The following is a 21,828-nucleotide window of genomic DNA, read 5'->3' as shown; positions in this document are numbered from 1 at the left end:
GCCGGACCATGCCAGCTCCCCGCTCCGCCGCCCCGCGTGCACCCTCCGCCACCGACGTCCTCGGGCGCGTGACGCTCGTGACCGGCAAGGAGGAGTTCTTCGGTGAGCGCACGGTCGCGGCGGTGCGGGGCGCGGTGCGCGCCCACGACCCCGAGTCGGAGCTCTCCGAGGCCGCGGCGGCCGAGCTGTCGCTGGCCACGCTGGGGGAGCTCTCGGCGCCGTCGCTGTTCTCCAGCATCCGCTGCGTGGTCGTCCGCTCCCTGGAGAACCTGCCCGAGGAGTCGGTGGCCGGGCTGCTCGCGTACGCCGGCTCACCGTCCGAGGACGTCGCCCTGGTGCTGGTGCACGGCGGCGGTCAGAAGGGCAGCGGCGTGCTCACCAAGCTGCGCAAGCTGCCAGCGGTCACCGAGGTGAAGTCCGGTGAGCTCAAGGCGTCCGAGTACCCCTCCTTCGTGATCAACGAGGCCCGCCAGATGGGCGCGCGGATGGAGCCGGACGCCGCCACCACCCTGGTGCAGGCCGTGGGGCAGGACCTCCGCTCGCTCTCCGCGGCGGCGCACCAGCTCACCAACGACTTCCCTGGCGAGACGCTGACCGAGGAGCGGGTGAAGCGATACTTCGGCGGCCGGGTGGAGGCCAAGTCCTTCGCGGTCGCCGACGCCGCGTTCGCCGGACGCCGCCTCGAGGCCCTCGAGGAGCTGCGCTGGGCCCTCGACGGCGGGACGCCCGCGGTGCTCATCACCTCGGCCTTCGCCGGCGGGGTGCGCGGCCTCGCCCGGTTCAAGGGCGCCCGGTCCCGGGGCGAGCAGGACCTCGCCAAGGAGATCGGCGTCCCCCCGTGGAAGGTCCGCTCGGTGCGCGACCAGGCCCGCGGCTGGTCGAGCCCCGCCCTCGGGGAGGCCGTGCGCGCCGTCGCCCGCGCCGACGCCGACATCAAGGGCGCGGCCAGCGACGCGGCGTACACCCTGGAGCGCCTGGTCCTCACCGTCACCGAGCTGCGCGAGCGCGGCTGAGGTCTCCGGATTCGTCTGCTCCGGCTGGTGGAGGCCGGACCGTCTACCTGGCCACGGACCGGAGCCAGGAGTGTGGAGTCCTGGGTGAGCCCTGTTGATCGGGAGCGCCACACTCTTGTCGCCTGACCTGGCTGCCGGGCGTGCCGGTGCCCCCGTCGCGGTGCTGCTGCGCCGGGGGTGTGGGGCGTGGTGGTCAGGTCGGTGGTGGGGCGCCGGGGCGGGGTGCCCGGCCGAGGTCGGTGGTGGTGAGGGGTTCGACGAGGTACTGGTAGCCCTGCGGGCTGGTCCACAGGAACCCGGTCGGCGTGGGCCGGTAGGTCCAGGCGGTGTGGGTCTTCGCCCGGTGGTGGCGCCGGCACAGGGTCGCCAGGTTGTGGGTGTTCGTCTGGCCGGGTGGCCCAGTGGGGTCGTAGGCGTTGATGTGGTCGACGTCGAGGTGGGTCTCGCCTGGCTTGCGGCGTCGCGCGCGCCGGGTGCAGTGCGGGAAGGTGCACCTGGGGTGGCGTTGGCGGGTCTGCTCGGCGAGGCGCTCGGGGATCTCGTAGCCGTCGACGGTCTCGGTGGTGGTGAGGTCGACGGGGCGGCGTTGGAAGGCCTGGAGTCCGGGGTGGTCGGCGAACCAGCGGATGTCTTTGCTGGTGATCGGCGCCGGCTGTCTGCGTGGTCCGGTCGGGGGCGGCTGGGTGCGGAAGGGGTGTTCGAACGCCTCGGCGTCGATGCCGCCCCGCTGGCTGCTGGGCTGGTCGGTGATGGTGCGCCATGCGACCTGGGTGCCGGTGGTGCGCAGCCACTCAGCGACCTGGTCGATGGTGGTGAGGCTGCGGGTCTTCTCGATGCGGGCGAGGTGGATGCCGGCGCCGGTGGTGGTGGGGTCGACGCCGCGCAGGGCTTGGTCGGTGAGGTGGACGTTGAGCACGACCTGGCGTGCGGGCACCCGGTCGCTCTCGTCACTGGTGAGGTCGAGGGTGGTCTGTGCTCGGGCGAGGACGCCGACGGCTTGGGAGCGGCGTACGTCGAGGGGTTGGTCGGAGCCGGCGAGGGCGAGGTTGCCGGTGATGTCGACGGTGCCATCGACCTGCTGGCCACCGGCGGTGGCGGAGGCGAGGTGGATGGCGAGGTTGCGGGTCTCGGCGGCGATGAGTCGCCGTTCCTCGGCTTCCTCGGGGTCGAACCGGGCGCGGGCTTCTTCGACGAGCCGGTCGATCCCGGCGTAGGAGAGGGTGGCGGCGACGGGGGCGAGGTGCTGGTCGACAAACGCAGCACCCTCCGGCGGAAGTCCGAGGGTGGCTTCGGCGACACGGCTGGCCCGCCACACCGGCACCCGACCCGAGACGACCTGGGCGTGCAGGCGGGGGAGGCGGTAGCGGATCTCGACGACGTGGGCGATGTAGCGCACCGCGGCGTCGCTCGACATCCCGAGCGCGGTGCCGTACTCGATGATCGCGAACTCACTGACCTTCGGCGCCCCGAGACCGGCCAGCTCGATCATCATGTCGGTGCCCGGCAGCACCGCCGCCTGGCGGTCGTCGTAGGTGGAGTGCATGACCGCCCACGCCACGGTGGCCTCGTACAGGTCGACCTCGGCCCGGTCGCGAGCTTTGGATGCGTGTCCCACGGAGCCTCGACGACGCTCGAGCCTTCGGTCCTCGCTGTTCGACCAGCTGCGGGGGCGGCCGGCTTCGAAATAGCCGAAGACCCGTCCGACGAGGTCGGACGGGTCGGCTCAGTACCAGACGAGGTCCGCGCAGGGCGGACCACCGAATCAGAGAGCAGCGGCCTTCTTGGCCATCGCGGACTTGCGGTTCGCGGCCTGGTTCTTGTGGATGACGCCCTTGGAGACGGCCTTGTCGAGCTTGCGGGCAGCCTCGCGGTTGGCGGCGACAGCGATGTCCTTGTCGCCCGCCTCGGCGGCCTCGCGGAACTTGCGCACGGCGGAGCGGAGGCTGGTCTTGACCGCCTTGTTGCGCTCGTGCGCCTTCTCGTTCTGCTTGTTGCGCTTGATCTGGGACTTAATGTTCGCCACGGGCAGTGCCTTTGCTGGTGTTGAGAACGAATGGTCTGGTGCTGAGTTCGGGGCGCGGGGTCGACGCACAAGCGCTTCCCACGCGACATCGGAGATTATCAGCGCCGCACGAGCCCACCCAAATCCCAGCCCCGGCGCCGGGCCAACCAGGCCCAGCAGGCCTCCCCGTGGCGACGCTGTGCGGCCCGCAGGTACGGCGACCAGGTGGGCACCTTGGCACACGAGGAGGCCAGGAAGTACCCCGCCGTCGCCGCCAGGACCGTGTCCACGCGGTCGGGCGGGGCGGCGGCGAGCAGGGGGGTGCGGCGCAGGACCGCCTCGACGTCCACCCCGTCGCTGCCGGGTCCGACCAGGGCCCACAGGCTGTCGAGCCACTCAGCGCCGAGGGCCGGCCAGGCCCAGCCGCACAGCAGCACCCGACCGTCGTCGGCGATCAGGACGTTGTCGTCGGTGACGTCGCCGTGCACCAGGGCGTCGCCGACGACCGCCTCTGCGAGACCTGCGGCCAGGGCGCTCGCTTCGGCGACGCGGGCCGGGTCGAGGTCCGGGCGCAGCGCGGCGACCCGGTCCCACTGTGCGGGCCAGTCGGCCAGGTCCTCGGCCACGGTGGTCAGGTCGACACCGACAGCCGCCGGGGAGACGGCGAGCTCGGCCAGGACCGCCAGCACGGCGTCGAGGTCGTCCTCTGGCCACGGACGCCGGGGGGCGCGGGCCGCCACGTGCTCGATGCCCAGGACCACCCAGTCGTCGGGCCGACCGGTGGCCCCCGTGGCCGGACCGGTGCCGTGGCTCCACAGCAACCGTGGCGAGGGCAGCGGCGCGCCCGTCGCGCCCAGTGCAGAGAGGGCGGCCGCCTCGCCGCGGTAGGTGAGGGCGGAGGCGCGCTGCGCGCCCACCGAGGCCGCCTTGACGTAGTGCCGCGACCCGTCCGCGCCGACGAGGACCGAGGCGAAGCCGGGGGTGAACCCGCCGGTGCACGACTGCGCCCCGACGACCTCGGTGCCGCAGCGCTGCTCGACCAGGCGGCGGACGTGCGGGGGCAGGTGCACCCACGCCAGCCGCTGGGCGGTGCGACCGTGCGGGAGGTCGACCGTGGACACCGAGGTCATCCGACCATCCTCGGCCACCGGATGATCGGTGGTACAACCGGTCTCGTGCTGCGCTTCTACATCCTCGGGTTCCTGGCCATCCTCGGAGCGGTGGCCACGCTCGCGGCCACCATCGGTGAACCCGGGTGGCTGCTGCTGCTCGCGTTCGCCCTGGTCCTGCTGGGCGTGGGCGTCCACGACCTCGTGCAGACCAAGCACGCGATCCTGCGCAACTACCCGGTGATCGGGCACATGCGGTTCATGATGGAGGAGATCCGCCCCGAGCTGCAGCAGTACTTCATCGAGCGCAACTACGACGGGCGCCCCTTCGACCGCAACACCAGGTCGCTGGTCTACCTGCACGCCAAGGGGCTCAAGGACGAGCACCCGTTCGGGACCGAGCGCGACGTCTACCGGGTCGGCTACGAGCACCTGGTCCACTCCGCCGCACCGGTGCCGGTGCTCGCCGAGCCGCCACGGGTGCGCGTCGGCGGCCCCGACTGCACCCAGCCCTACGACCTGGCCCTGCTCAACGTGAGCGCGATGAGCTTCGGATCGCTCAGCGCCAACGCCATCGAGGCGCTCAACCGGGGCGCGGCGCAGGGCGGCTTCGCCCACGACACCGGCGAGGGCGCCATCAGCCCGCACCACCGCCACGGGGGCGACCTGATCTGGGAGATCGGCTCGGGCTACTTCGGGTGCCGCACCGCGGACGGCGGCTTCGACGAGGAGCAGTTCGCCGAGAAGGCCGCCGACCCGCAGGTGAAGATGGTGCTGCTCAAGATCAGCCAGGGGGCCAAGCCCGGCCTCGGCGGGGTGCTCCCGGGAGCCAAGGTCAGCGAGGCGATCGCCAGCACCCGCGGGGTCCCGGTGGGCAGGACCGTGATCAGCCCGCCGTACCACCGCGTCTACGAGACCCCGCGCGAGCTGGTGCGCTTCATCGGCCGGATGCGCGAGCTGGCCGGTGGCAAGCCGACCGGGATCAAGCTGTGCGTGGGCTCGCGTGCCGACGTGCTGGCCATCTGCAAGGCGATGGTCGAGGAGGGGATCGCCCCCGACTTCATCACCGTCGACGGCTCCGAGGGCGGCACGGGCGCAGCGCCGCTGGTCTACCAGGACCACGTCGGCATGCCGCTGACCGACGCCCTCGCCGTGGTGCACCAGTCCCTCGTCGGGGTCGGGCTGCGCGACCGTGTCCGGATCGGTGCCAGCGGCAAGGTCGCCACCGGCAAGGACGTCGTCACCCGCCTGATCCAGGGCGCCGACTTCACCAACGCGGCGCGGGCGATGATGCTGGCGCTCGGCTGCATCCAGGCGCAGACCTGCCACACCAACACCTGCCCGGTCGGGGTGGCCACCCAGGATCCCAAGCGGGCCCGGGCCCTCGCGGTGCCCGACAAGACGCAGCGGGTCGCGGCGTTCCAGCACGGCACCGTCCAGCAGGCGATGCAGGTGCTGGCCTCGATGGGGCTCTCCTCCTTCGAGGACCTGCGCCCACGGATGCTGAGGCGACGGGTCGACCACACCACGACGCTCGGGTACGACGAGCTCTACGAGCAGCTCGAGCCGGGTCAGCTGCTGCGCGAGCCGCCCGCCTCATGGGTCACGGACTGGTGCCGCGCCGACCCCGACCGGTTCACCCCCTAGGGCCTGTCCGGCACCGGGACGCCCGGGCAGGGTGGGCCCATGACCACCGTTGCGGAGCTCCTGATCGAGGCCATCGCCGACCACGGCACGACCGAGGTGTGGGGCGTCGTCGGGGACGCCCTGAACCCCGTCACCGACGCCATCCGTCGCGAGGACCGGTTGACCTGGATGGGGGTGCGGCACGAGGAGGTCGCCGCCTTCGCCGCCGGCGCGCAGGCTCAGCTGACCGGCCGCCTCGGGGTCTGCATGGGCACGGTCGGGCCGGGCGCCGTCCACCTGCTCAACGGCCTGTACGACGCCAAGAAGTCCCACGCGCCGGTGCTGGCCATCGTCGGCCAGGTGCCGCGGGCCGAGATCGGCAGCGACTTCTTCCAGGAGGTCGACAACGACGTCCTCTTCGCCGACGTGTCGGTCTTCTCGGCCACCGTCACCGATCCCGCCCAGCTGCCCACCCTGGTCGAGCAGGCCGGCAACGCGGCGCTCCAGCAGCGCGGGGTGGCAGTGCTGACCCTGCCCGGCGACGTCGGCGGGCTGGACCTGCCCTCCGGCACGCGCGTCCCGCGATTCGTCACCGACGACCCGCCGGCCGCGCCGGTGGCCGACGCGCTGCGGGCCGCGGTCGACGCCATCTCGTCGGCGGACAAGGTGACGCTCCTCGTCGGGCAGGGGGCCCGGCAGGCCCGGGCGGAGGTCCTGGAGCTCGCCGAGCGGCTCGGGGCCCCGATGGTCGTCGCGCTCAAGGGCAAGGAGGGCTTCGACCACGAGAACCCCTACGAGGTCGGTCAGTCGGGGCTGCTCGGCAACCCCGCGACGACGCTCGCCCTCGAGACCTGCGACCTGCTGCTGATGGTCGGCACCGACTTCCCCTACAAGGACTTCTACCCCTCGGGGAAGACGGTCGTGCAGATCGACCGCGACGGCACCCACATCGGCCGCCGGCACCCGGTCGACCACGCGGTGGTCGGGGATGCCCGTCTCGCCGTCGGTGCGATGCTGCCGCACCTCGAGCGGCGCGAGAGCCGCGGACACCTCGAGCACGCCCGCGCGGCGTACGAGAAGTGGCAGGAGCTGCAGCAGCACTTCGTCGACCCCGACTACGAGAAGAAGCCCGCCGGCTTCCTGCGCCGCAAGGTCGACAACCCCGAGCGCCGCATCCGCCCCGAGCTGCTCGCCGGGCTCGTGGACCGGCACGCCGCGCCGGACGCCGTGTTCACCACCGACACGGGGATGGCCACGACGTGGCTCTCCCGGTTCGTGCGCATCGACCGCGACCGGCGGCTGCTGGGCTCCTTCAACCTCGGCTCGATGGCCAACGCGCTGCCGCAGGCGCTCGGGGCGCAGGCCCTCGACCGCCACCGGCAGGTCGTCGCCTTCTGCGGCGACGGCGGCCTGACCATGCTGATGGGCGACCTCATCACGGCCGTGACCCACGACCTCCCGGTCAAGCTCGTGGTCTTCGACAACGGCCGGCTCGGCATGGTCAAGCTCGAGATGGAGCAGGTCGGGATGGCCGAGTACGGCACCGTCCTGGACAACCCCGACCTGGCCCGGGTCGCCGAGGCGATCGGCATGCGGGGCATCCGGGTCGAGGACCCGCACGACCTCGACGACGCCGTACGCCGCGCGCTCGCGCACGACGGGCCGGTGCTGCTCGACGTGGTCACCAACCCCGACGAGATCGCCGTGCCCTCGAAGCCCACCCTCGAGCAGGGCTGGGGCTTCGCGATCGCCAAGGCCAAGGAGATGGTGATCAGCCCCGAGTGAGCGGCGCTCAGTAGCGCTCCACCAGGTGGGCCCGGCCCGACGGCGGCTCGTAGGGATCGGGCCACCACTCCTCGACGGCCGCGACCAGCCCCTGGTCGTCGAGGTCGAAGAAGGTGATGCCGGTCCACGACTCGCCGTCCACCGCGACGCTGATCTCGGAGACCGCCTGGCGCCCGCGTGCGACCACCCTGGTCACGCTCAGGTGCCAGTCGCCCGGGTACTCCCGGTTGTAGCGGGCCCAGGCCTCGCGCCCGCGCACCCGCTCACGGGTCTGGGGGTAGGTGCAGACCAGGTCGGCGGCCAGCAGGGCGCTGAACGTCGTCCACTCGCGCGCCTCGGCAGCTGCCCAGTAGGCCAGCACCAGCGCCTCGGTCGGGTCGGGTGCGGGGGAGCCGGTGGTGGTGGAGCCCGGGGTGTCCATGCCGCCACGCTAGGCGTGGGCACCGACACCAGGAGGCGGCCCATCGACCGCACCCGTGGGAGGATGGGCACGCCCGCGTCCCGTCGTCCGAGAGATCTCCGAGCCCCGTGCCTGCTGTTCCCCCGAAGTCCTGGCCCCTTCCCGGTCAGACCGACCCGGCGATGCTCCGCAACTTCTGCATCATCGCGCACATCGACCACGGCAAGTCCACGCTTGCCGACCGGATGCTGCAGCTCACCGGTGTGGTCGACGCGCGTGCGGCACGTGCGCAGTACCTCGACCGGATGGACATCGAGCGCGAGCGCGGCATCACGATCAAGAGCCAGGCGGTGCGGATGCCCTGGGGCGTCGAGGCGGGCAACGACGAGACGGCCGAGCCCGGCACCTACGTGCTCAACATGATCGACACCCCCGGGCACGTCGACTTCACCTACGAGGTCTCGCGCTCCCTCGAGGCCTGCGAGACCGCGGTCCTGCTCGTGGACGCGGCGCAGGGCATCGAGGCGCAGACCCTGGCCAACCTCTACCTGGCGATGGGTGCCGACCTGCACATCATCCCGGTGCTCAACAAGATCGACCTGCCCAGCGCCAACCCCGACAAGTACGCCGCCGAGCTGGCCGGCCTCGTCGGCTGCGAGCCGGAGGACGTGCTGCGCGTCAGCGCCAAGACCGGCTTCGGTGTCGAGGCGCTGCTCAACGAGATCGTCAAGCAGACCCCCGCGCCGGTGGGCGACGCCGACGCCCCCGCCCGCGCCCTCATCTTCGACTCCGTCTACGACACCTACCGCGGCGTCATCACCTACGTGCGTGTCATCGACGGCTCGCTCAACCACCGCGACCGCATCAAGATGATGTCGACCGGCGCCACCCACGAGATGCTCGAGGTCGGCGTGATCAGCCCCGAGCAGGTCAAGGCCGGCGAGCTCGGGGTCGGCGAGGTCGGCTACCTCATCACCGGGGTGAAGGACGTGCGACAGTCGCGCGTGGGTGACACCGTCACCACCCAGCACCACGGCGCCACGGAGATGCTCGGCGGCTACAAGCACCCGAACCCGATGGTCTACGCCGGGCTCTACCCGATCGACGGGGACCGGTTCGGCGACCTGCGCGAGGCGCTCGAGAAGCTGCAGCTCAACGACGCCGCGCTGACCTACGAGCCGGAGACCTCCGGTGCGCTCGGCTTCGGCTTCCGGATCGGCTTCCTGGGTCTGCTGCACATGGAGATCACCCGCGACCGGCTCGAGCGCGAGTTCGACCTCGAGCTGATCTCCACCGCGCCGAACGTGGTCTACGACGTGCTCATGGAGGACGGCTCCGAGGTCGTCGTCACCAACCCGAGCGAGTTCCCCGAGGGCAAGATCGACGAGGTCCGGGAGCCGGTGGTCAAGGCGACGATCCTGAGCCCCAGCGACCACATCGGCGTCATCATGGAGCTGTGCCAGACCAAGCGCGGCACGTTGGAGGGCATGGACTACCTCTCCGAGGACCGTGTCGAGATGCGCTACACGCTGCCGATGGGCGAGATCGTCTTCGACTTCTTCGACCAGCTGAAGTCGAGGACCAAGGGCTACGCCTCGCTGGACTACCAGCGCTCGGGCGAGCAGGCCGCCGACCTGGTCAAGGTCGACATCCTGCTGCAGGGCGAGCCGGTGGACGCCTTCTCGGCGATCGTGCACCGCGACACCGCCTACTCCTACGGCGTGATGATGGCCGGCAAGCTCAAGGACCTGATCCCGCGCCAGCAGTTCGAGGTGCCGATCCAGGCCGCCATCGGCGCCCGGGTGATCGCCCGAGAGAACATCCGCGCGATCCGCAAGGACGTGCTCGCCAAGTGCTACGGCGGCGACATCAGCCGCAAGCGCAAGCTGCTGGAGAAGCAGAAGGAGGGCAAGAAGCGGATGAAGATGGTCGGCCGCGTCGAGGTCCCCCAGGAGGCCTTCGTGGCCGCGCTCTCCACCACCCCGGCTCCCGACAAGACCAAGAAGTAGGGGCACCGTGCGGCTGCGGCTGCCGGCGGAGGTGCTCGCCTTCGCCGACCGCGGCCCCGCCTGGGCGGCGTACGTCGCCGCGCTGCCCGGCACGCTCGCGGACCTGCTGGCCGAGTGGGCGCTGACGGCCACCGGCGAGATGTGGTGGGGGCACGCCTCCGTGGTGCTGCCGGTGCTGGACGACGCCGGCGTCGAGGTGGTGCTCAAGGTGGCCTTCCCCGACCTCGAGACCCAGCACGAGGCCCTCGCGCTGCAGCACTGGGGTGGTCGCGGCGCCGTCCGCCTGCTGCGCGCCGACCCCCGCCGTCGGGCCGTCCTGCTCGAGCGGCTCGCGCGCACGGACCTCACGGACCTGTGGGACGTGCACGCCTGCGAGGCGGCCGCCGGCCTGTACGCACGGCTGCACGTGCCTGCTCCGCCACAGCTGCTGCGGCTCACCGACCACGTCGGCCGCTACGCCGACCCGCTGCGCGCGCTGCCGCCGCAGGCGCCGCTGCCGCGACGGATGGTCGAGCAGTGCCTCTCGCTGCTGCGCGACCTGGGAACCGACGAGCGGAGCACGGGCGTGCTGGTGCACGGCGACCTGCACTACGAGAACGTGCTCGCCGACCCGCGCCATGAGGGGGAGTGGCTCGCCATCGACCCGCACGCGATGAGCGGGGACCCGCACTGGGAGCCCGCGCCCCTGCTGTGGAACCGCTGGGAGGAGCTGCACGGCGACGTCCGTGGCGGCGTACGACGCCGGTTCCACGCGGTGCTCGACACTGCCGGGCTCGACGAGGACCGGGCCGTGGCCTGGACGGTGGTGCGCCAGGTGCTGAACGTGCTGTGGCTCGTCCAGGACGCCGTCGCCGCCGGCCGCTCCCTCGACGTCGAGCAACGCACGATGGTCACCCGGATGCTCAGCGTGGCCAAGGCCGTCCAGGAGTGAGGCATCGGGCTCCGGAGCCCCTCTCACCCCTTCGGTGCACAGGTGTGGACCGGAGCGGGACGGGTAGGCTCGTCCTGACCGTCGAGTCGCCCGTCGGGCGGCTCAGCAGCGAGGGGGGCCAGTGACGGACCACGAGAGCACGAGCACGACCGGGTCGAGCACCGACCGGGGCGCGGCCGGCGAGCAGACGTCGCGGCTGCGCGCCGAGCTGGCGGCGCGGCGCGCGGCGTCGGAGATCGTCGCCGAGGCCAACCGGCTGAGCGACCAGGCTGCTGCGGAGGCCGAGTCGATGGTCGCGGAGGCCGAGAGCCTCGCGGCCGAGCTCGTCGACGAGGCGCGCCAGCGTGCCGACGCGATCGTGGCCCGGGCCCGGGCCGAGGCCGAGAGCCTGGGCGACGGGGCCGCCGCTGAGCGGGCCGAGATGGCCGAGCTGCGCACCAGGGTCGAGGCTCTGTTGGCACAGATCGGCGGCGGGCTCGGCGACCTGGGTGCGCTGCTGTCCACCGCGACCCGCTCCGAGGCCGTCGTGGCGCCCCGGTCGTGGGACGACCTCGAGGCGCAGGCCGACGCGGACGCCGAGGCCGACGCCCAGCCGGGGCCTCCGCCGCGGATCCGCGAGTCGTCGCTGTACGCCGTGGCCTCGCTGCCGACCCGCGACCAGACGACGCCCGAGAGCCTCCGTGAGGACGCCGGGCCGGACGACAGGACGGACGTCGAGGTCGACAGCGACCCGGTGACCGCAACCGCGACCGCGACCGAGCCCGTGCGCGAGTTCGACCGCGTCATCGAGACGGAGACCGAGCCCGACCGGAGCGACGACCTCGAGGACGCCGGCAACGACCCGCGACCGCTGGGCTGGCTGTTCCGCGGACACTGAGCCGACCGCGGGCCCGGGTCGGCAGGCGGCCCGGGTCAGCAGGTGGGTTGGGGCCCGCTGTTGAGGCGGGTCACCGTGACGGTGTCAACCGTGGTGCCGGCCGGCACCTGCTGGAACAGCTCCATGCGGATGCGCCGGGTCTCGTCAGCCGCGAAGCAGCTCCAGCGACCGCTCACGACCGCGATCAGCTTGCCCGAGCGGCCGCGCAGCACGGCCTGGACCAGCGCGCGGGGCACCTCCTGCGGGCCGGTCACCACCCGAGCGGTGACGACGGTGCGATCGGTGTCGAGGAACGTGTCCTGCGGGACCGCGACGGCGGCGGGCTCCACGGGAGCACCGCCCCGCTCGGCCCAGGAGATCTCGGTGAACGACAGTCGGATGTCGTCGATCTGCTCGGCGTCGGCGCCGATGGCGAAGTAGAGGCCGAACTGGCCGTCGGGCTCGAGGTCGAGCACCGTGCAGCAGGAGCTCTCACCGGCCATGGTGTCGGCGTTCCAGGTCCCGACGAGGACGCCGTCGGCGTCGAGGCCCTGCAAGGTGACGGTCGCGTTGCGCAGCTGCCGGCTGTCGTCGTTGCGGACGAGCACGGAGAGCAGCCCGTCGTTGACCGCCCACTCCGCCGTCTCGAGCACGGGCGGCAGCGTGATGCTGGCACCGTCGTCACGGGTTGACCCGTCGACCTGCGCCCGGATCGTGCTGCAGCCGGAGGCGAGCATGGCGATGACGACGATGGGGAGCACCCCGCTGACGAGCTTCTGCACACGGCCCCCTCGGCGTGACGCGTGCCGGAGCGGTCTCGGCACAGGCTCTGAGTATGACCGTACAGGTGTAGGCCGAAACCTTCTGGGTAACGTGAGTGGAGCGCGGGAGACGGTTCTCGTGTGCACGATGACTACCGGGGGGAGTCGGATGCCAGCATCGACCCGTGCGCGCACGAGTGCTGACGCACCCGCCCCTCACGACTCGGCACGGCGTACCGCTCGGGGCGCCCTGTGGCTGGCGACGAACGGCATCGTGGTCAAGGGTGCCCACACCGTGGTGCTCCTGACCCTGGCCGCGGTGCTCACGCCGGAGGCCCTGGGCCTGGTGGCCCTGGGCACCCTGGTCGCCCACGTCGCAGCCATCCTCGGCACCCTCGGGACCGCCAACGCGCTCGTGCACCTGCGCGGGGACGCCGATCGCGCCGCCCGGACGGCCCTGACCCTGGGCCTGGTCCTCAGCACGGCCCTGGCCGCACTGCTCTGGGTAGCCGCGCCCGCCCTCGCCTCCGGCCTGCGCGCCGGCGACGGGGGAGCGGCGGTGATCCGCGGGCTGACCGTGGTGCTGCCGTGCCTGGCGGTCGCCGGGGTGACCGCGGAGCTGCTGCGCCGCCGGCTGGCCTTCGCCCGGCGCATCGTGCCCGACACCGTCTCCGCCGCGGTCGGCGCCGTGGTCGCCATCGCCCTGGTCAGCCAGGGGGTCGGTGTGATGGCCCTGGTCGCCGGCCAGGTCGTCCAGGCCGTCCTGATGATGCTGCTCGCGTGGGCCGTCCACCCGCCCGTGCTGCCCGGTTGGGAGCGCAGCGACGCGCGGGCGCTCGTGGGCTTCGGGGCACCCTTCTCGGGCGCCCACCTGCTGGAGGTCGTCCAGCTCAACCTCGACTACCTGCTCGTGGCCCGGGTCCTCGGGGCCCTGTCCCTGGGCCACTACTCGTTGTCCTACCGGATCGCCAACATGCCCTACCTGATGGTGGCGGTGGTGGTCACCGGGGCCGCCTTCCCGTTCCTGTGCCGCACCCGCGGCAACGAGCGGGCCCGCGCCGGGGAGGTGGCGATGGCGGTCACCTTCTCGTTGATGCTGCCGGCCTGCGTGCTGCTGGCGCTGCTCGCCGACGACCTCGTGCTGCTGGGCCCCGAGTGGGCGCCTGCGTCCCCGGTGCTGGTCCTGCTCGTCGGCTACGCGTTCCTGCTCGCCCTGACCCAGGTGAGCCTGACCGTGCTGAACGCGGCGGGGCGCCCGGGGGTGGCGATGGCGGTGCGGCTCGTGCACCTCACGCTCCTCGGGCTCACGCTCCTGGTCGTGGTCGAGCGCGGCATCCGAGCCGTCGCGCTGACCCAGCTCGTCGTGGTCGCAGGAGTGGCGGTGCTGGCCGGGCTCCTGGCCCGTCGGGCCGTGCCCGGCACCTCGGGCGCCCGCCTGCTCGCCGACGTGCGCCCGGCCGTGCTGGCCACCGCCGCGATGGCGCTGGTCGTGGTGGGGCTGAGGGCCGTCGACGTCGATGCCGGCCCGCTGGGGGTGCTGGTCGTGTCCCTGGTCGCCGCGACCACCTTCCTGCTGGTGCTGCGCCGGACCGGTGGCCCCGCCTGGAGCGGCGCCCTGGCGCTGCTGCGGCGCCAGGAGGCCCTGGCATGAGCGGCACCGACGTGGCCGAGCGACCGTCCGTCGTGGCTCGCGGCGCGGGTGGGCGGCGCGAGCGACGCTGGCCCTTCGTGCTGGTGCCCGCGCTGCTGGCCCTCGCGGGCGGCCTGGGCGTCGGCCTGGCGCCGGCAGTGGCCGGCCCGGTCCTGGTCGGGGTGCTGGCGCTGGCGGTGATGCTGACCCGGCTCGAGGTCGCCCTGAGCCTCGTCGTGGCCGCCTCGCTCTTCGAGGACTACCTCGCCCTCGTGGACCCGCGCATCATGAAGCTGCTGGCCCTGCTGGCGTTCGCCTCCTGGCTCGTGCGCCGCGCCACCGGCCGGCTGCACGGCGGGCCTCGGACCAAGGCGCTGGCGGCCGCGGGGCTGCTGGGGGTGGCGTTGCTGGCCTCCGCCGCGCTCAACGGCACCCCCGACGGCGGTGAGGTGCTGCTGCGCTGGGTCGGCTTCCTGGTGCTCCTGCTGGTGCTGGTGGACACGATGCGCGCCGGGCGGCTCGCGCCGCGCACCCTGGCCCGGGTCTACGTGGCCGCCTCCGCCGTGGCGGCAGCGGCGGGCATCGTGTCGTACACGATCGGCCTGGACCGACGCGTCGGCGGCCCGATCGGCGACCCCAACGACTTCGCGTTCTTCCTGCTGGCCGCGCTGCCCCTCTCGTTGGCGGTGCGTCGCCGCGGCTGGCGCCCGAGCGGCTGGGACCTGGCCACGGTGCTGATCACCGTCGCCCTGCTGGGGACGTTCTCCCGTGGAGCCCTGATCGGCCTGGCGGTGGTGCTGCTGGTGGCCGTCCTGGCCCGCCAGATCACCCTCCAGCAGCTGACCGGCCTCGCCGGGGTGCTCTTGGTCCTGGCCGCGCTGGTGGCGGCGATGTTCCCGGACCTGGTCGCCGAGAGCCTGCGCCAGAAGGACGCCGTCGCCGACGAGAACATCACCGAGCGCCTCCAGCTGTGGCAGGCCGCGGGGGAGATGGCGCTCGACGCGCCGCTGCTCGGGCAGGGCCCGGGCTCCTTCGGCGCCGAGCACGCCCGCTGGCTCGAGCAGCTGCCCGTCAGCGCCACCAGCGACCTCGACGTGGCGCACCAGACCTATCTCGAGGTGGCCGCGGAGGTCGGGTTCATCGGGCTGACCGCCTTCCTGGCGCTCCTGGTCGCGGGTCTGCGCGGGGCCTGGCGGGCCTGGCGGCGCGACGAGGACGGGTTGGCGTCGGCGGTGTTCTCGGCCCTGGTCGGCACGATCGTGGCGGCGGTGTTCCTCAGCGAGCAGTTCTTCCTGCCGTTGTGGCTCCTGGTCGCACTCGGGGCGGTGCTGCTGGTCGACGAGCCGTCGCCGCCCGCACCGGAGGACTGAGACGATGCAGGTGCCGGGGCCGGTGACGGGCACGCCCGCCCGGGTGGTGCAGGTGCTCACCCAGGAGCGCGGCGGGCCGGTCGACCACGCCGTCGACGTGGCCGTGGGTCTGGCGGCGCGCGGTCTGGACTCGCACGTCGTGGGTCCGGCGGGTGCCGGAGCGACCCGGGCGCAGCAGGCAGGGGTCGTGTGGCACCCGGTGGTGGCCACCTCCAAGCGCGACCTCCCGGGCCTGCTGCGGCTGGCCCGGACGCTGCTCCGGCTGCGCCCGGACGTGCTGCACCTCCAGGACCGACGCGCGGGCTGGCTGGGCCGCGCGCTCGCGCCCGTGCTGCGCTCCACCCGGGTCGTCTACACCCTGCACGGCGTCCCGGACGCGCTCAGCGAGCGCGTCCGCGGCAACCTGTCCGCGGCCCCGCGCCGCCGTCGGGACCCGTGGCTCTACCTGCACGGGGAGCGCTGGATGACCCGGTGGAGCCGGGCCTGCGTCGTCTCGCCCAGCGCTGCGGTGGCGGCGTACGCCGTCGAGCACGTGGGCCTGGCCCCGGCCCGGGTGCACGTGGTGCCCAACGGGGTGGATGCCGAGCGCTTCCGTCCCTCCACGTCCGGGCCGGGGCAGGGAGTGGAGCCGCGCGAGCTGGTGGTGGCGTGGATCGGGTCGCTGGAGCCGGTCAAGGGGCTCGACCTGCTGGTCGACGCCCTGGGCCGGGCCGAGGGCGTGCGGGTGCTGCTGGCCGGTGACGGCCCGTCGCGCGAGCACCTGGCCCGACGGGTGGCCGCGGCCGGGCTGCGGGACCGGGTCGAGCTGCTCGGACACGTGGGCGATCCCGAGCGGGTCCTCGCCCGTGCGGACGCGCTCCTGCTGACCTCGCTGGCCGAGAGCTGTCCGATGGTCCTGCTGCAGGCGATGGCGAGCGGGTTGCCGGTGGTGGCGACCTCGGTCGGGGGTGTCCCGGAGCTGCTGCGGCACGAGCGTGAGGCGCTGCTGGTCCCAGCGGGCGACCCCGACGCGGTGGCGACCGCCCTCAGCAGGCTGCGCGACGACCCCGCGCTGCGTCGGGCCCTGGGTGCCGCGGCCCGCCAGCGGGTGCTCGCGCACCACACCCTGGAGGGCTGCCTGGACGACCTGGAGCGGGTCTATGCCGGAGGTCGACCGTGCGGCTGCTGATGTCGATCGCCGAGATGGGTTCGGGGGGAGCGGAGACGCTCGTGACCGACCTCGCCGCCTCGCTCGTGGCCGGCGGGCACGACGTCTGCGTGGCCAGTGACGACGGCTGGCGTGCCCAGCAGCTGGAGACTGCGGGGATCACCCACCTGCCGGTCCCGATGCGGGTGGCCGGTCGTCGCCGGCTCGCGCTGGCCGGGGCCCGGGTGGCGCGCTGGAGCCTGAGGGGGCGTCCGGACCTGGTGCACGCGCACAACGTGCGGGCCACCCTGGCGGGTCGGCTGGGCACCTGGGCGACCGGACACCCTCCGGTCCTGACGACCGTCCACGGCCTGGCGCCCGAGGACTACTTGCCCGCCGTGCGGGTGCTCGGCCGGTGGTCCGACCTCGTCGTCGCGGTCTCGACCTCGGTGGCCGACGACCTCGCCCGCTGGGGTCTGCCCCCGGAGCGCATCCGGGTGGTGCCCAACGCGGTCCCCGTGCCGGTCCTGCCGTCCCGGGCCGACGCCCGGCGCGCGCTCGGGCTGGGCGAGGGGGAGCAGGTCGCGCTGTGCGTCGCCCGGCTGGTGTCGCCCAAGCGCCAGGACCTCCTGGTCGCGGCCTGGGCCCGCCGCGGCACCGGCACGCTGCTGCTGGCCGGGGACGGCCGCGAGCGCGAGCGCCTGGACCGGCTGGTCGGTCGTCTCGGGCTCCGCAGCAGGGTGCGGCTGCTGGGCACCCGCAGCGACGTCACCGACCTCCTGGCAGCGTGCGACGTCGCCGTGGTGCCCAGCGACCGCGAGGGGTTGTCGATGGCGGCCCTCGAGGCTCTCGCCGCGGGGGTGCCGCTCGTGGCGAGCGACGTCGGCGGCCTGCGGGACCTCGCCGACGCCGCACGGCTCGTGGAACCCGGCGAGGTCGACGCGCTGCAGGCTGGACTGGACGCCGTCCTCGACGACCCGGCGTACGCGGCGCGGCTGGTGGGATGTGGCCACGAGCTCGTCCGGCGACGCTTCTCGGTCGAGTCGATGCGGGCCGACTACCTGCGCCTGTACGGCGAGCTCGGGGCCGGTCCTGGGACATGAGCGGTGTTCAGGTTCGACGTCGGTGGACGTTTGGACACCCAACCAACGGGTAGGTTCTCAGGCGGATGCGACGACCGGATCTCCGGGTCGGCCCGGCATCCACCTGATTCTTCTGGGGGGAAGACGAATGGACATGCGAGACCTCGGCGGCGCCCTGTGGCGCCAGCGGTGGCTGGTCATCCTCGTGGTGACGCTCGTCGGCGGAGCCGTCGCCCTGGGTGTCGTCCTGGCGCCGAAGACCTACAGCGCGCGCGCTGAGGTCGCGGCCGCGGCAGCGGGAGGCAGCACCGGCGAGGACCTCGACTCCCTGCGCGGCACGCTGGCCGAGAACGCCAACTCCACCGACGTGATGGAGCAGGTCCGCACCCAGCTCGACGTCGAGCGCAGCGTCGACGAGCTGACCCGCAACGTCGAGGCGAGCTGGGTCGAGGGCACCGTCCTGATCCGGGTCGAGGCCCGTGACTCCGATCCCCGGGTCGCAGCCGACATCGCCAACCTCGTCACGGCGGCGCTGCCGCTCAAGGACCCCAGCGAGGGCGCCTTCCGGTTCTCCCCGAGCGACCCCGCGCGGGTGCCACTGACCTTCTCGAGCCCCAACCTGCTCCTGGCCATCGGCGTCGGCGCCCTGCTCGCCCTGGTCCTGGGCCTCTCCGCCGCACTGGTGCGCGACCGACGCACCTACACCGTCTCCAGCGCCGCCACCGTCGAGCAGGTGCTCGACATCCCTGTGCTCGCTCACATCCAGCCGCCCCGGGAGCCGGGGCTGCTGGCGATGTACGCCGGCACCCCGGACGCCGACATCTTCCGGCGACTGCGGGTCTCGATCGAGGTCGAGGCCAGCGGTGACCCGGCGGGACTGGTCGTGGTGACCGGCGTCACCGACGGCGACCTCAACGCCTGGCTGGCCGCCAACCTGGCGATCTCGTTGGCCGGTGTCGGCCGGCACACGCTCCTCGTCGATGCCCGCATGGGTGCCGGTGCCTCGCGTCCCACCGACCTCGAACCCGCCTCGGCCGGTCTCTACGAGGTGCTGCGGGGGGCGCCGCTCGCGTCCGCGCTCAACCCCGGACCGGTCGACGGCCTCGAGGTCATCTCGTCCGGACGCTGGGGTGCGGAGTCGCACGGCGAGCTGCTCGAGACCGGCTTCGCCGAGGCCGCCCAGGACATGCGGGACGGGTTCGACGTCGTGGTGGTGATCGCCAACTCGATCACCGACAGCGACGACGCCGCGATCATGGGCAGCCAGGGTGCTGTCCTGCTCGGTGTCACCGAGGGCGAGCTGCGGCCCCACGAGCTCACCAAGGTGCACTACCGCCTCGTGGCCTCCGGCTCCCGGCTGCTGGGTGCTGTCCTCGTCGGGCGGAGCAAGGACAAGTGGGCGGCCTGAGCCGTCGCCGGCACGCCGCTCTGCATGCCGGGCGGCCCCGGGTCCTGCACACCTCGATCCCCACCAGCGAGGGCACTGCCGGCGTGCTGCTGACCTACGTCAAGGACCAGGTCGAGCGTGGCTGGAGCGTCACCGTCGCCTGTCCGTCGGAGGGCTGGCTGGGCTACTCGGCACGCGAGGTGGGTGCCGAGGTGCTGTGGTTCGACGCCACCCGCGAACCCGGGCCGAGCGTCGCGGAGGAGGTCGGGCGCTACGCGCGCATCGTCGCCGAGGTCGAGCCCGACCTGGTGCACCTGCACAGCTCGAAGGCCGGGCTGGTCGGCCGGCTGGCGGTGCGCAGCGAGGTGCCGACGATCTTCCAGCCGCACGGCTGGTCCTTTCTGGCGGGCAACGGGCTCAAGAGCCGCCTGGCCACCCGCTGGGAGCGGTGGGCGGCCCGCCGCTGGACCGACCAGCTGATCTGCGTCAGCGACGGCGAGGCTGCCATGGGCCGCGAGCACGGGGTGCTCGCACCGGTCTCGGTGGTGCCCAACGGCGTGGACCTCGAACGGTTCACGCTCACCGACACCGACGAGCGCCGCGAGGCGCGGCGCGCCCTGGGCCTGCACGAGCGTGCGCCGACCGCTGTGTGCATCGGGCGGCTGAGCGCGCAGAAGGGGCAGCACGTGCTGCTCGACGCCTGGCCCGCCGTGCTGCGCGAGCTGCCGGACGCACGCCTGGTGCTCGTGGGCAGCGGCCCCGACGAGGCCGAGCTGCGCGAGCGGGCCGCCTCGCTGGAGGGCGTGCAGATGGTCGGGCCACGCAGCGACGTGCCGACCTGGCTCAGCGCCGCCGACGTCGTGGTCTTCCCCTCGCAGTACGAGGGCGCGGCGCTCGCCCCGATGGAGGCCATGGCCGCCGGGCGCAGCGTGATCGCCTCGTGGATCGAGGGGATCGAGGAGAGCCTGCCCTACGAGTGCGGCGCCATGGTGCGTCCCGACCGGCCCGACGAGTTCGCGGAGGCCATCCTCACGCGACTGGGGAACCCCGAGGCTGCCGACGCCGAGGGGATGCGGGGCTGGCGCCACGTGCTGAGCACCCGCGACGCCGCCGAGTCGGCGCGGCGGGTCAGCCAGCTCTCGCTGAGTCTGGTGGAGTCCCGGCCTCGACGACGAGGTCCATGAGCTCCCCCTGCTTGCGGGGCTCGCGTCGGGCCACGGTGCGCACCGTGCGCATCACGATCTTCACGTCACCCCACAGCGACCAGTTGGTGATGTAGTAGTTGTCGGCCCGGGCGCGGTCGTCGATCGCGGTGTCCCCGCGCAGGTCGTTGACCTGTGCCCATCCGGTCAGCCCGGTGCGCATCCGGTGCCGGTGGCGGTAGCCCGGGGTGTCCTCCGAGAACTGCTCCACGAAGTGCGGGCGCTCGGGACGCGGGCCCACCAGGCTCATGTCGCCGCGCAGGATGTTCCACAGCTGGGGCAGCTCGTCGATGCCGGTGCGCCGGATGAACCGCCCGACCGAGCCGAGCCGGTCGCTGGTGTCGATGTTCCAGGTGGTGTCCCCCTGCTCGCGGCTGGCGGCCATCGAGCGGAACTTGAGCAGCTCGAAGGTCCGACCGCCGCGCCCGACCCTGGTCTGGCGGAAGATGATGGGCGAGCCGACCTCGCGGCGTACGGCGAGCGCGGTGCCGGCCAGCAGCGGGGCCAGGACCAGCAGCGCCGCGGCCGAGGCCGCGATGTCGATGGCGCGCTTGACGAACATCGAGCCCGGGCGCACCGCCCAGCGGCGCAGGCGCACGAGGCTGACGTCGCTGACGACCTCGACCCGGCGGGCCCGGTCCAGCCCCATCACCTCGAAGAAGCGCGGGATCACGAAGACCTGGTACTGCTGCTCCTGGCAGTGCCGGACGAGCGCGATCGTCTGGTCGTCGGTGCGTGCGCCCCAGGCGAAGACGACGTCATGGATGTTGAGGTCGCGCATCACCCGCGGCAGCGAGCGCAGGTCGCCGAGCAGCGGTGCGGGCAGGGTGCGGGGATCGGCGTCGTCGTCGACGAAGCCGACGGGTGACAACCCGGTCGCGGGGTCGGACTGGAGGGCCCGGGCGAGGCGGATCCCCATGCCGTCGGTCCCGACGATGAGCACCCGGTGCATGAGGGCGCCCCGGCGGCGGCCGGCGCGCAGCAGGGCGTAGCCGACGGCGCGGGCGCCCACGAGCACCACGGCGAGCGCGGCCGTGAACGTCCCGGCGCGCACCAGGGCGTCCCCGCGCGGGGCCGAGGGCTCCAGTCCCAGGCCCAGGACCAGCAGGCCGCCCGTCGTGATGGCGACGAGCAGCGCGGGCAGGTCCTCCAGGACCGACAGCACCAGCCGGGACTGGTAGAGACCCAGGCTCCGCGCCACCAGCGCCAGCGCCAGGGCGGCGCTGCCGAGTGCGACCGGCCAGAGGCCTCGATCGATCCAGAACCCGGTGGCCAGCACGGCCGCCAGGTCGGAGACGACCAGGATCGGACCGATGCCGGACAGACCGGAACGCGCGTGTATCGACTGCTGCAAAGACTCATACCCCCCAAGGCAGGTGCCACCGCCCCCCACGGAAGGCGGCACCAGAGGGAGTCTGCCCGGTCCAGCCGTTTTCACACCTCATCAATACAGGGGATGGGGGCCGGTGTGACCGGGTCCTTGGGCGAAGACTCCAGCAACCTGCGGCGCTTGCTACGCGTGAGTAGGGAAAGTGATCT

Annotated in this window: 18 protein-coding genes; 12 read left to right on the top strand and 6 right to left on the bottom strand. The window is 73.1% G+C overall.

Going from position 1 to position 21,828, the window contains the following annotated elements; translation table 11 throughout:
• Window positions 1-8 precede the first annotated feature (8 nt).
• Window positions 9-1,013, top strand: coding sequence for a DNA polymerase III subunit delta (gene holA, locus I601_RS18945; protein WP_068113258.1), 1,005 nt, complete (start codon window positions 9-11; stop codon window positions 1,011-1,013).
• A gap of 193 nt (window positions 1,014-1,206) precedes the next feature.
• Here holA and I601_RS18940 read toward each other — a convergent pair whose 3' ends face one another.
• The 3 genes from I601_RS18940 to I601_RS18930 form a co-directional block, all read right to left on the bottom strand.
• Window positions 1,207-2,628 carry an HNH endonuclease signature motif containing protein gene (locus I601_RS18940; protein WP_068113255.1) on the bottom strand — a complete coding sequence of 474 codons (1,422 nt, stop codon included), beginning with the start codon at window positions 2,626-2,628 and terminating at the stop codon, window positions 1,207-1,209.
• 147 nt (window positions 2,629-2,775) lie between these two features.
• A complete protein-coding gene (rpsT, locus tag I601_RS18935; RefSeq protein WP_068113251.1) occupies window positions 2,776-3,036 on the bottom strand; it encodes a 30S ribosomal protein S20 in 261 nt (86 codons plus the stop codon).
• A 98-nt stretch (window positions 3,037-3,134) separates the two neighbouring features.
• On the bottom strand, window positions 3,135-4,145 hold the full coding sequence (locus I601_RS18930) for a phosphotransferase (protein WP_068113247.1): 1,011 nt from the start codon (window positions 4,143-4,145) through the stop codon (window positions 3,135-3,137).
• A 21-nt stretch (window positions 4,146-4,166) separates the two neighbouring features.
• Between I601_RS18930 and I601_RS18925 the strand changes: the two genes are divergently transcribed.
• Together I601_RS18925 and I601_RS18920 are read left to right on the top strand one after the other, a co-directional pair.
• A complete protein-coding gene (locus I601_RS18925; protein ID WP_068113244.1) occupies window positions 4,167-5,771 on the top strand; it encodes an FMN-binding glutamate synthase family protein in 1,605 nt (534 codons plus the stop codon).
• 39 nt (window positions 5,772-5,810) lie between these two features.
• On the top strand, window positions 5,811-7,535 hold the full coding sequence (locus tag I601_RS18920) for a thiamine pyrophosphate-dependent enzyme (protein WP_068113240.1): 1,725 nt from the start codon (window positions 5,811-5,813) through the stop codon (window positions 7,533-7,535).
• 7 nt (window positions 7,536-7,542) lie between these two features.
• Here the strand turns inward: I601_RS18920 and I601_RS18915 are convergent, their stop codons facing one another.
• The gene (locus tag I601_RS18915; protein WP_084527841.1) at window positions 7,543-7,956 is read right to left on the bottom strand and encodes a nuclear transport factor 2 family protein; all 414 of its coding nucleotides are present in this window, start codon (window positions 7,954-7,956) and stop codon (window positions 7,543-7,545) included.
• Window positions 7,957-8,117: 161 nt separating this feature from the next.
• Here I601_RS18915 and lepA point away from each other — a divergent pair, with 161 nt between their 5' ends.
• The 3 genes from lepA to I601_RS18900 all read left to right on the top strand — a co-directional run bounded on the left by lepA (window position 8,118) and on the right by I601_RS18900 (window position 11,752).
• Window positions 8,118-9,944: a translation elongation factor 4 gene (lepA, locus tag I601_RS18910; protein ID WP_068113236.1), complete on the top strand. Its 1,827-nt coding sequence runs from the start codon at window positions 8,118-8,120 to the stop codon at window positions 9,942-9,944.
• 7 nt (window positions 9,945-9,951) lie between these two features.
• Window positions 9,952-10,875, top strand: a complete 924-nt coding sequence (locus I601_RS18905; RefSeq protein ID WP_068113233.1) for an aminoglycoside phosphotransferase family protein — start codon at window positions 9,952-9,954, stop codon at window positions 10,873-10,875.
• 121 nt (window positions 10,876-10,996) lie between these two features.
• Window positions 10,997-11,752: an ATP synthase subunit B family protein gene (locus I601_RS18900; RefSeq protein WP_068113230.1), complete on the top strand. Its 756-nt coding sequence runs from the start codon at window positions 10,997-10,999 to the stop codon at window positions 11,750-11,752.
• Between the two features lie 35 nt (window positions 11,753-11,787).
• Here I601_RS18900 and I601_RS21420 read toward each other — a convergent pair whose 3' ends face one another.
• Window positions 11,788-12,513 (bottom strand): hypothetical protein, encoded by a 726-nt coding sequence (locus tag I601_RS21420; RefSeq protein WP_068113227.1) that lies wholly within the window; start codon window positions 12,511-12,513, stop codon window positions 11,788-11,790.
• Between the two features lie 148 nt (window positions 12,514-12,661).
• Between I601_RS21420 and I601_RS18890 the strand changes: the two genes are divergently transcribed.
• From I601_RS18890 to I601_RS18865, 6 genes are all read left to right on the top strand, one after another.
• Window positions 12,662-14,143 (top strand): oligosaccharide flippase family protein, encoded by a 1,482-nt coding sequence (locus tag I601_RS18890; RefSeq protein ID WP_169834724.1) that lies wholly within the window; start codon window positions 12,662-12,664, stop codon window positions 14,141-14,143.
• Complete coding sequence (locus tag I601_RS18885) at window positions 14,140-15,492, top strand: O-antigen ligase family protein (protein WP_068113222.1); 1,353 nt, start codon at window positions 14,140-14,142, stop codon at window positions 15,490-15,492. Before I601_RS18890 ends, I601_RS18885 begins: the two co-directional genes overlap by 4 nt.
• A gap of 4 nt (window positions 15,493-15,496) precedes the next feature.
• Entirely contained in the window at window positions 15,497-16,660 is a 1,164-nt protein-coding gene (locus I601_RS18880; protein ID WP_068113219.1) for a glycosyltransferase family 4 protein, read from the top strand.
• Entirely contained in the window at window positions 16,648-17,721 is a 1,074-nt protein-coding gene (locus tag I601_RS18875) for a glycosyltransferase (RefSeq protein ID WP_084527837.1), read from the top strand. Before I601_RS18880 ends, I601_RS18875 begins: the two co-directional genes overlap by 13 nt.
• A 133-nt stretch (window positions 17,722-17,854) precedes the next feature.
• A complete protein-coding gene (locus I601_RS18870; RefSeq protein WP_169834723.1) occupies window positions 17,855-19,108 on the top strand; it encodes a Wzz/FepE/Etk N-terminal domain-containing protein in 1,254 nt (417 codons plus the stop codon).
• The gene (locus tag I601_RS18865; RefSeq protein ID WP_084527835.1) at window positions 19,096-20,271 is read left to right on the top strand and encodes a glycosyltransferase; all 1,176 of its coding nucleotides are present in this window, start codon (window positions 19,096-19,098) and stop codon (window positions 20,269-20,271) included. The genes I601_RS18870 and I601_RS18865 overlap by 13 nt, the downstream gene beginning before the upstream one ends.
• On the opposite strand, the gene I601_RS18860 is transcribed toward I601_RS18865, so the two are convergent.
• A complete protein-coding gene (locus I601_RS18860) occupies window positions 20,216-21,643 on the bottom strand; it encodes a sugar transferase (protein ID WP_068113214.1) in 1,428 nt (475 codons plus the stop codon). The two genes, I601_RS18865 and I601_RS18860, sit on opposite strands and share 56 nt — an antisense overlap.
• Window positions 21,644-21,828 lie beyond the last annotated feature (185 nt).

This window comes from Nocardioides dokdonensis FR1436 (assembly GCF_001653335.1).
In the GTDB taxonomy this organism is placed as follows: Bacteria; Actinomycetota; Actinomycetes; order Propionibacteriales; family Nocardioidaceae; genus Nocardioides; species Nocardioides dokdonensis.
Note: the sequence above shows the minus strand (reverse complement) of the source record. Positions and strands in the feature narration are given on the sequence as shown.